This is a genomic window from Enterococcus sp. (assembly GCF_022711995.1).
Taxonomy (GTDB): Bacteria; Bacillota; Bacilli; order Lactobacillales; family Enterococcaceae; genus Enterococcus_D.
In genome coordinates this window covers 37384-46670 of the sequence record NZ_JALAHI010000111.1, presented here as the reverse complement: position 1 = coordinate 46670, position 9287 = coordinate 37384, and the positions used below count along the sequence as shown (strand labels likewise).

Genomic DNA, 9287 nt, shown 5'->3' with positions numbered 1-9287 from the left:
ATATTAATTTAAACATCAAGGAAAAGTTAGGCGGAGGAATGAAGGGTGAAAAAACGTATTTTATCAGTATTGTTAGTGAGTTCCATTGCGCTTACTTCAATTGTAACACCAACACTTGTAGTAGCAGACGACTTTGATAGCAAAATTGAACAAAAAGATCAAGAAATCAATAATCTAAAAAATCAACAAGCTGATGCTCAAGCGCAAATTGAAGCATTAGAAAATGATGTTGCAGCTATCAATGAAAAAGCAGAAGCATTATTAGAGCAACAATCTACTCTAAATGCTGATTCAGCAAAATTGCAAAAAGAAATCGATGACTTAAATGTTCGGATTGAGAAACGAGAAGAAGCGATTCAAAAGCAAGCAAGAGACGTCCAAGTGAATGGACAAAGCACCAATTTTATTGATGCTGTTCTTGAAGCAGATTCATTAACGGATGCTATTGGTCGCGTGCAAGCTATGACAACGATTGTTAATGCTAACAATGAACTGGTTCAACAACAAAAAGCAGATCAAGAAGCAGTTAAAACGAAAAAAAATGAAAATGATAAAAAACTAAAAGAAATTGAAGAAAATAAACTTGAGCTTGAGAAACAAGTAGGCACTCTTCAATCGAAACAAGCAGATTTAAATGTTTTAAAAGCAGATCTTGCTTTACAACAATCATCAAAAGAAGATGAAAAAGCAGACTTAGAAAAACAAAAAGAAAGCTATCAAGCTGAACAAGCACGAATTGCTGCTGCAGAAGAGGCAGCAAAATTAGCTAGAGAACGTGAAGAAGCAGCGAAAACTGAGTCAAGTACAAGCAATACAACAGAAGCAAACAAAGCGAATACCTCAAATGAATCGAATTCAAGTGAGTCAAGTACAACAACTGGAACATCTAACACTGACAATAATTCTGAAACAAACAATTCAGTAGAAAAAGAAACGCCTAAGCAAGATACAGACGTGGATGAACCTAAAAATAATACAAATGTTCCTTCACAATCTGTAAATGGATCAGCCATTGTTTCAGAAGCAATGAAATATCTTGGCACACCATATGTATGGGGTGGAACCACGCCGAACGGGTTTGATTGTTCCGGTTTTACTCAATATGTATTTGCAAAAGTAGGAATTTCATTACCTCGAGTGACCTATGAACAAGAATACTCTGGTACGGTCATTTCAATCAATGAAGCAAAAGCGGGTGACCTGTTATTCTGGGGTTCACGTGGAAGTACGCACCACGTAGCCATTGCACTTGGTGGCGGACAATATATCCATGCACCTACTCCTGGACAAAGCGTTTCAGTAAGTAGCTACTCTTATTACTCACCAAGTTTTGCTGTGCGTGTAAATTAATTAAAAACGATTGAAATAATACAATGCTTTAAGCTGACGGTTTCCGTCAGCTTTTTTAATACATTCATAAAGAATAAGCATAATCTAAGGTTATTTCTTTTTGTAGCAAACCAAACTATACTAGAGTTGGTAGGTGAGGAAGATGAAAGGAATAAAAGATAGAGGGCAAACACTTCATTTTTTAAAACTCTATGCTCATTATTTTTCTGATATGATGATGCCAAATGTAAGTATCTTTATTGCGTGGGCAGTCATTGCATTTGTCGTACCGATACTACATGCGGATCAGGAAATTTTAATCAAGTCAGAAGAAGCTATTTTGCATTTTCTCTTACCAATATTGCTTGCTTATACAGGAGGGAAAATGGTTGAGCCCACAAGAGGGGGAGTTTCAGGAGCCATTGCAATTTTAGGAATGATTTTGACCTCTAAATTTCCGCAAGTTTTTGGTGCAATGATTATCGGTCCGTTAACAGGTAGCATGCTTCGATTCTTTGATCATATATTTTCTCGAAAAGTAAAGACTGGCTATGAGATGCTCTTTCGTAATTTTTCTGCAGGCTTAATTGGAGGACTTCTATTTTTATGTAACTTTTTTGTAGCTGGCCCTTTGCTCGATCAGCTTAGTCAACAAAGCTATCATTTAGTTGATTTTTTTCTCAAACAGAATTTATTTCCTGCTATTCATCTCTTTCTGGAGCCACTAAAGGTTCTTTTTTTTAATAATATTATTAATCATGGTTTATTTACCCCGCTGGGTGTTGAAGACGCTAGTATCCATGGAACGTCGATTTTATTTTTGCTTGAAGCCAATCCTGGTCCTGGGTTAGGCGTCTTGTTTGCATGTATGAGGTATGGTTCTCAAAAAGCAAGAAATGGCGCGTCTGCTGCTGCACTTGTGCAAGCAATAGGAGGCATTCATGAAGTATATTTCCCATTTATCTTAATGAATCCATTATTGATTGTTGCACCGATTTTAGGTGGGGCTGTTGGTACATTTATTTTTCAAATGAGTAAAGTCGGCTTACGGGCACCTGCTTCACCAGGTTCGATCTTGGCAATCTTAACAAATGCGCCAAATCACATGTGGGCTGGTGTATTAGCTGGCGTATTAGTAAGCACGCTTGTTTCTTTTTTTGTCGCCTATTTTATTTTGACGTATCGCTCAGTGAATGAAAAAAGTATGGGAGGAACAATATATATGGACAAAATAAAGAGAATTATCGTTGCTTGTGACGCGGGGATGGGATCTAGCGCAATTGGTGCAAGCTTATTAACTAAACATTTAGAAGAAGCTGCTCTTTCGATACCTGTCGATTATAAATCAATTTATCAGTTGGAGGATGGAGAAGATCTTTTAGTTATTACCCAAACAGAACTTGGTGTTTTAGCTCAAACTAAAACGCCGCAAGCACAACACTATTTTCTAAATAATTTTTTATCGGACTCAGAGTATGAAACTCTAGTTAAGCATTTAGAGCAAAAGCAAGAAACGGTAGCAAACGTTTCTTCTAAAGCAGGAGAAAAAATTCCAGCCTTGATTTTTTTGTATGAAGGCAAGAAAAGAGGGGCTCAAACGATGGCTGTTTCAATTGTTTGTAAAATTGCTAATGAATTAGCAATACCTGTTGAGGCAAAAAAAGAAGATATTGAGTCAACACAGCTTAATCCAGAAGCGTTATATATCGTTCAAAAAGATTTTCAGCAGATGGCTTCATTAACAGATGTTCCTCACTTGGTTGTCGATGATTTAGTGACAACTTCCAAATACCGTCAATTGTTGACAGAAGGAGTCGCCTATGTTCTTGACTAAGCGTGAAACTATTTTGTTGACTGAGCTGATGAATAGTGATGGTCCAGTTTCAATGGATCGAATGATGCAGCTGTTGAAAGTAAGTAAGAGGACGGTCTACCGCGAACTAGCCAATTTAGAGAATTCATTGCGTACTGTAGGGGCATCCTTAGAAAAAGAGGGTCGCAGTCATTTTCGGATCATTGTCGGGAATAGTATCACTCAGCTGCAAGAAGCAATGACGTCTGATTCATCACAAGAGTTTGCGTCCACAGAACGACAACATCGGATTTTACTACAATTGGCAACTGCTTCTAAGCCGATTAGTAGCCACCATTTTTTAGAACTTTATCAAATCAGTAATACCACTTTCTTTTCTGATATAAAACAATTGGAAGAAAGTTTGTCTCGCCTTCCGTTGACAATTGTCCGTAATCAAGGATATGAGCTCAGAGGACCAGAAAAGCATCGACGTTTAGTAGCAGCAAACACATTGATGATGGAAATAAATGAGTACCAGTTTTTTCATTTTCCTGATGCAGAACAAACGGCTCAATTTTTATTCGAGTTTATTGAAAAACAGTACTTGATTTTAGCGCAAGATCTTATAAGAGAAGTGGTTGAAACTAAATATCCTGAGCTAAGTGACCGCAAGCTGGCTTTTATTGGTATTATGCTTGCTTTAGCAATGGAGCGCGTAGCAACAGGCTTTTCAGTAGAGGAAGAAAGTTATCCAAGTCAAATCAACAAAGATTTGCTGAAGGTAGCAAAACAGATTTTTGCTCGAGTTGCTGAACAAACGAAGCGGTTGTATTCGGTCAATGAAATAGTTTTTTTTGCGATTTTGTTAGGGGATTTTTCTAATTCCTTTGACCGTGATTTTTTTGAAGAGAACTTTGATACGACTTTGGCGTATCAGGTAAAACGGTTGATTGAACTGATCAGTCAACAGACAGAGGTTGTTTTTTTTGAAGATGAAGTTTTATATAAAATGTTACTAACACATATTTCTGGTGTAATGACCCGAGCAATTTTGGAAGAGAACCAGCTAAACAATCCAATTTTAGAAAAAATAATGAAACAATATAAGGAAATTGCAGAAGCAATCCGTATAAGTTTACCGCTTGTTTTCCCGCAACAGCAGTTTTCAACAGAAGAAATTGCCTATATGGTATTGCACTTCGCAAACTCATTAGAAAAGAATCCTAAAGTAATGGAAGTCAATATTGCAGGTGTATCACCAAGCGGACTGGCTTCAATTAGTTTGTTAGAGATGCAACTAAGAAAACAATTTCCATTTATCAATAAAATTACTTTTTTCCGTGTAGGTGATATTGAGCAGGATAAAATTGAAGACAACTATGATTTAGTGATTTCTACATCTTTGTTGCCAGGGTATCGAGGAAAGTACAAGCTAGTTTCTCCTATTTTATTGGAAGAAGATATTCAGGAACTAAAAGAAGAATTTCGGCTGCTTAGTCAGAACAAGTCACTTTCTCATGTTGTACCTACGCCAGTTTCTAGTAGGGAAGATACATATGAAGATGTTCTAGCATTTATTGAGGAGATTAATCACTTATTAGAATTGTTTACTCTCCAAACAATTGACAATAGTCCCAATTTAGAAGAAACATTATCTGAAGTGATGAAACATTTTTCCAAAACATTAGTGCAAGACAGGAAAAAAGTAGCTGATAAACTAGTGAAGCGCTATTTACAAGCACCTGTTGGAATACCGAAGACTCACTTTGCCCTTTTTCATGCATCAAGTGTAGAAATTTTGCAACCAGTTTTTAAAATCTTTGATCTATCGCAAGAACTATCACTTTATGCGATGGATAAACAAGAAATCAATGTGACTCGCTTGTTAGTTATGCTCGCTCCTTATCCAATCGATGAACAAAGCAGTAAAATCTTAGGGAAGATCAGCGGTTCCATCATTATGAATGATTTAAATACAGAAATATTTAACTCAGGAAATTTTTCAATCATTTATCAATTGCTTTCTACGCTTTTGATTGAAGAAGTCAAACAATAATTGGGAGGAGAAAATAGTGGATATTCCAGCAGAACATATATTGTTAGATCAGCGATTCCAAAATGCGGAAGAAGCATTGCATGAGATAGGTGTATTCCTAGTAGAACAAAAAATGGTCCACCCTCAGTATATAAACAGTTTAATTCAGCGACACAAAAAATATGGTGTCTATATTGGAAACTTTGTGGCATTGCCTCATGGAGAAGAGGATGCAGACAAATGGATCATTGAAGAAGGGATTTGTCTTGTTCAAGTACCAGACGGTGTCGATTTTGGTGATACCACAGAATCAAAGGTCGCTACCGTACTGTTTGTGGTTGTTCTCAAAGAAAGGCAGTTGTCATACTTGCAAGAAATTGCTTTTTTTTGTTCAGATATCCAAAATGTGAAACTGCTAAGCGACGCCGCTACAATAGAGGAAGTACAAAAAATACTGTTGCTAGAAGAGTAGAAAAAAATTATGGATTAGTCATGCACATTGTGCATGGCTTTTTTTTAGATAAGAAACAAATTTTGGCACGGTTTTCTGTGACAAAGTACGACTTTCGAAGCTTTCGGAAAGCGCCTACAATCGAGATGTAAAAACAAGTTGGGAGGAGAATGAAGATGGAACAAGTACAAGTAGATAAGAAGGCGTCTTTAAAGTCGAGGGTCCAAAAACTAGGCAGTACATTATCGAGTATGGTGATGCCCAATATTGGTGCATTGATTGCATGGGGTGTGTTAACAGCTCTCTTTATCCCAGATGGTTACCTGCCAAATGAATCCTTTGCTTCAATGGTCAGTCCAATGCTGACGTATCTAATTCCGATACTGATTGGATACACAGGTGGGAAAGTCATCGCTGGAGATCGGGGTGCAGTTGTTGGGGCGATCGCTACAATGGGGGTCATTGTGGGAACCGACATCCCGATGCTTTTAGGAGCCATGATTATGGGGCCATTAGGTGGATATACAATCAAAAAGTTCGATGGATTTTTTCAAGACAAAGTTCGAGCAGGCTTTGAGATGCTGGTCAATAACTTTTCTGCGGGTCTTCTAGGTTTTGCTTTGGCTCTCCTTGGCTTTGTTGTCATTGGACCCGTTGTAAACGCATTGACAGAAGCAATGGCAGCAGGTGTTGCAGTAATTGTAAATGCACACCTAATTCCATTAGCAAATATTTTTATTGAACCTGCCAAAATCCTATTTTTGAATAATGCTATCAATCACGGAATTTTGACACCATTAGGTACGGAACAAGTAAGTGAGTTTGGTAAATCAATTCTTTATTTATTAGAAGCGAACCCAGGGCCTGGATTAGGCGTTTTATTGGCATTCACTTTCTTTGGCAAAGGCGCGGCAAAATCATCTGCTCCAGGAGCAATCATTATCCACTTCATAGGTGGTATTCATGAAATCTATTTTCCATATGTGATGATGAAGCCATTAATGTTTTTAGCAGTTATTGCAGGTGGTGTTTCGGGGAGTTTCACTTTTCAATTATTAGGGGCAGGTTTAAGGGCACCAGCTTCTCCAGGTTCGATCATTGCCATTCTAGCTATGACGCCATTGAATTCAGTCATGAGTGTTGTTTCTGTTTTAGCAGGGATTGCTGTTGGAGCAACCATATCATTTCTTGTGGCGGCAGCAATTCTAAAAGCCGATGCCAAAGATACTGTAGATAATTTTGATGAGAAGGTACAGGAAATACAGCAAGCAAAACAACGTTCAAAAGGAATGGCTCTAGAATCGTTAACAGGCATTCAGAAGATTATTTTCGCCTGCGATGCTGGTATGGGTTCAAGTGCAATGGGGGCTTCCATTTTGCGGAAGAAAGTTAAAGATGCTGGTTTGGTACAACAAGTCACCAATCAAGCAATCAATAATCTGACAGATGATGCGCATACATTGATTGTGACACAAAAAGAATTACAAGAGCGGGCCAAATTAAAAGCGCCAAATGCAATATTTGTTGCTGTAGAAAATTTTTTGAACTCTCCTAAATATGATGAGATTGTGGCTACATTGCTGGGCTCAGGAGTTGAGGGAGAGAAAAAATTGAAACCAGTAAATCACAAGCCGCTCCCTCTAGAAGAATTAAAGGACATTCATGAAATTATTCTTGCCCATGACGACCGTGAAGGCTCAGCGACCATGGCCAGAAAGGTTTTTCAAGACTTATTAGCGAAAGAATCTCTTTCTCTATCACTTAAAAAGGTTCATATCGATGATCTAAAAGCGGATGCTTCATCATTGGTGATTACCAAAGAAGAATTGACTCAACAAGCACGGTCGCTAGCACCAGAGGCAATCCATTTATCTGTCAGCAATTTGATGCGAACGTCAAACTATCAACGAGTCATCACAACACTTAAAGAAGCTCTTTAAGGAGGAAGAAAAATGGAACTATTAGAAAAAGAAATGATTGTGCTAAATCAACAGTTTGCAAACAAAGAAGAAGCGATTCGCTATTGTGGGAAAAAACTTGTTGAGGCCGGCTATGTTGATCCGGAATACGTCAACGCTATGATCGAACGAGATGCACTGTTATCTGTCTATATGGGAAACTTTATAGCTATACCACACGGGACAGATGAAGCAAAGAAATATGTCAAAAAATCTGGTATCTGCATTGTTCAAGTGCCTGAGGGCGTAAATTTCGGGACAGATGAGGATGAAAAAATCGTTACGGTATTATTTGGCATTGCTGGAATAGGTGAAGATCATTTGCAGTTGGTACAACAAATCGCTCTCTTCTGTAGCGATATCGATAATGTGGTCGAATTAGCGGATGCTTTGAGTAAAGAAGAAGTCGCCGCTAATCTAACAGTGGCATAGGAGGGGAAAAAGATGAGAGCAGTTCATTTTGGTGCAGGGAATATTGGTCGAGGGTTTATCGGAGAGATTTTGGCAGCAAATGGGTTTGAGATAACCTTTGTAGATGTGAATGAAACGATTATTGACGCGCTTCAGCAACGCAAATCCTATACAATTGAATTAGCAGATGAAGACCGCGAACAGATTTTTATTGAACACGTGACAGGAATCAATAACGCAAAAGAGCCGAATGCGGTTGTTCAAGCAATTGTCGAAGCCGATATTTTAACCACTGCCATTGGTCCTGCAGTATTGCCTCGCATTGCACCGCTGATTGCAAAAGGGCTGGATCAGCGAGCAATTAATAAGAATGAGCAAGCGATTGATGTCATCGCTTGTGAAAATATGATTGGTGGCTCCACTTTTCTTAAAGAGGAAGTAGAAAAGTATAGCCAACAACTTACTTATTTAAAGAATTATGTTGGTTTCCCAGATGCAGCAGTGGATCGCATTGTTCCGATGCAACAACATGATGATCCTTTGTTGGTTCAAGTTGAACCATTTTGTGAGTGGGTAGTTCAAGAAGCAGCAATGAAATCAACACTTCGTCTCCAAGGTGTGCAGTACGTCCCAGATTTGAAACCTTATATCGAGCGTAAATTGTTTAGTGTGAACACAGGTCATGCTACAGTAGCTTACACAGGGGCTCTGCAAGGCTATGAGACCATCGACGAAGCTATGCGCGATCATTTAGTTGTGATCCAGCTGAAATCCGTTCTAGAAGAAACTGGTAAGCTTTTAGTCGCCAAATGGGATTTTGATCCTGATGAGCATGAACAGTATATTGAAAAAATTATTCAACGATTCAAAAATAACTATATTTCAGATGCTATTGCGCGAGTAGCTCGTACCCCATTGCGAAAATTGGGGGCACAAGAACGATTCATCCGCCCTGTCCTTGAATTACAAATGAGAAATATGCAACCGTTTCATCTCTATGAAACGATTGGCATGATTTTCAACTATCATGATCCTGAGGACGAGCAAAGTCAACAACTGAGAGAGTTGCTGGAAGCAGCCAATCTTTCTCAAGTGATCACAGAAGTCACAGGTGTAGAGGATCAAAGAATTGTTGAGAAGATCAAACAAAACATTGAAAAATATGCTTATGTAGCTGCATGATCGCTGGCTGCTGATTGCTATTCCAAATCATGGATAAGCCATCGGCAGCCAGTGGTTTTTAGTCTATTTTGGCAGGAAGTTTGACCTTCTGAATTATTCACGTGATAATAAAGGGAGAAATGAGGG

The 9287-nt window shown here is 38.4% G+C and carries 7 protein-coding genes; all 7 read left to right on the top strand.

Going from position 1 to position 9287, the window contains the following annotated elements:
- Nucleotides 1-45 precede the first annotated feature (45 nt).
- The 7 genes from Q0A12_RS11270 (at nucleotide 46) to Q0A12_RS11240 (ending at nucleotide 9161) form a co-directional block, all read left to right on the top strand.
- Nucleotides 46-1350, top strand: a complete 1305-nt coding sequence (locus tag Q0A12_RS11270) for a C40 family peptidase (protein ID WP_291292742.1) — start codon at nucleotides 46-48, stop codon at nucleotides 1348-1350.
- 142 nt (nucleotides 1351-1492) lie between these two features.
- The gene (locus Q0A12_RS11265; protein ID WP_291292741.1) at nucleotides 1493-3163 is read left to right on the top strand and encodes a PTS mannitol transporter subunit IICB; all 1671 of its coding nucleotides are present in this window, start codon (nucleotides 1493-1495) and stop codon (nucleotides 3161-3163) included.
- Entirely contained in the window at nucleotides 3150-5180 is a 2031-nt protein-coding gene (locus tag Q0A12_RS11260; protein WP_291292740.1) for a PRD domain-containing protein, read from the top strand. The genes Q0A12_RS11265 and Q0A12_RS11260 overlap by 14 nt, the downstream gene beginning before the upstream one ends.
- A 13-nt stretch (nucleotides 5181-5193) precedes the next feature.
- Nucleotides 5194-5631, top strand: coding sequence for a PTS sugar transporter subunit IIA (locus Q0A12_RS11255; RefSeq protein WP_291292743.1), 438 nt, complete (start codon nucleotides 5194-5196; stop codon nucleotides 5629-5631).
- 155 nt (nucleotides 5632-5786) lie between these two features.
- Entirely contained in the window at nucleotides 5787-7550 is a 1764-nt protein-coding gene (locus Q0A12_RS11250) for a PTS mannitol transporter subunit IICBA (RefSeq protein ID WP_291292739.1), read from the top strand.
- A 12-nt stretch (nucleotides 7551-7562) separates the two neighbouring features.
- Nucleotides 7563-8000 carry a PTS sugar transporter subunit IIA gene (locus tag Q0A12_RS11245; RefSeq protein WP_291292738.1) on the top strand — a complete coding sequence of 146 codons (438 nt, stop codon included), beginning with the start codon at nucleotides 7563-7565 and terminating at the stop codon, nucleotides 7998-8000.
- A gap of 12 nt (nucleotides 8001-8012) precedes the next feature.
- Nucleotides 8013-9161 (top strand): mannitol-1-phosphate 5-dehydrogenase, encoded by a 1149-nt coding sequence (locus Q0A12_RS11240; protein ID WP_291292737.1) that lies wholly within the window; start codon nucleotides 8013-8015, stop codon nucleotides 9159-9161.
- Nucleotides 9162-9287 lie beyond the last annotated feature (126 nt).

Coding starts and splice junctions, on each gene's coding strand:
- Q0A12_RS11260 (WP_291292740.1), top strand. CDS start 3,150: ATGTTCTTGACTAAGCGTGAAACTATTTTGTTGACTGAGCTGATGAAT.
- Q0A12_RS11265 (WP_291292741.1), top strand. CDS start 1,493: ATGAAAGGAATAAAAGATAGAGGGCAAACACTTCATTTTTTAAAACTC.
- Q0A12_RS11240 (WP_291292737.1), top strand. CDS start 8,013: ATGAGAGCAGTTCATTTTGGTGCAGGGAATATTGGTCGAGGGTTTATC.
- Q0A12_RS11250 (WP_291292739.1), top strand. CDS start 5,787: ATGGAACAAGTACAAGTAGATAAGAAGGCGTCTTTAAAGTCGAGGGTC.
- Q0A12_RS11245 (WP_291292738.1), top strand. CDS start 7,563: ATGGAACTATTAGAAAAAGAAATGATTGTGCTAAATCAACAGTTTGCA.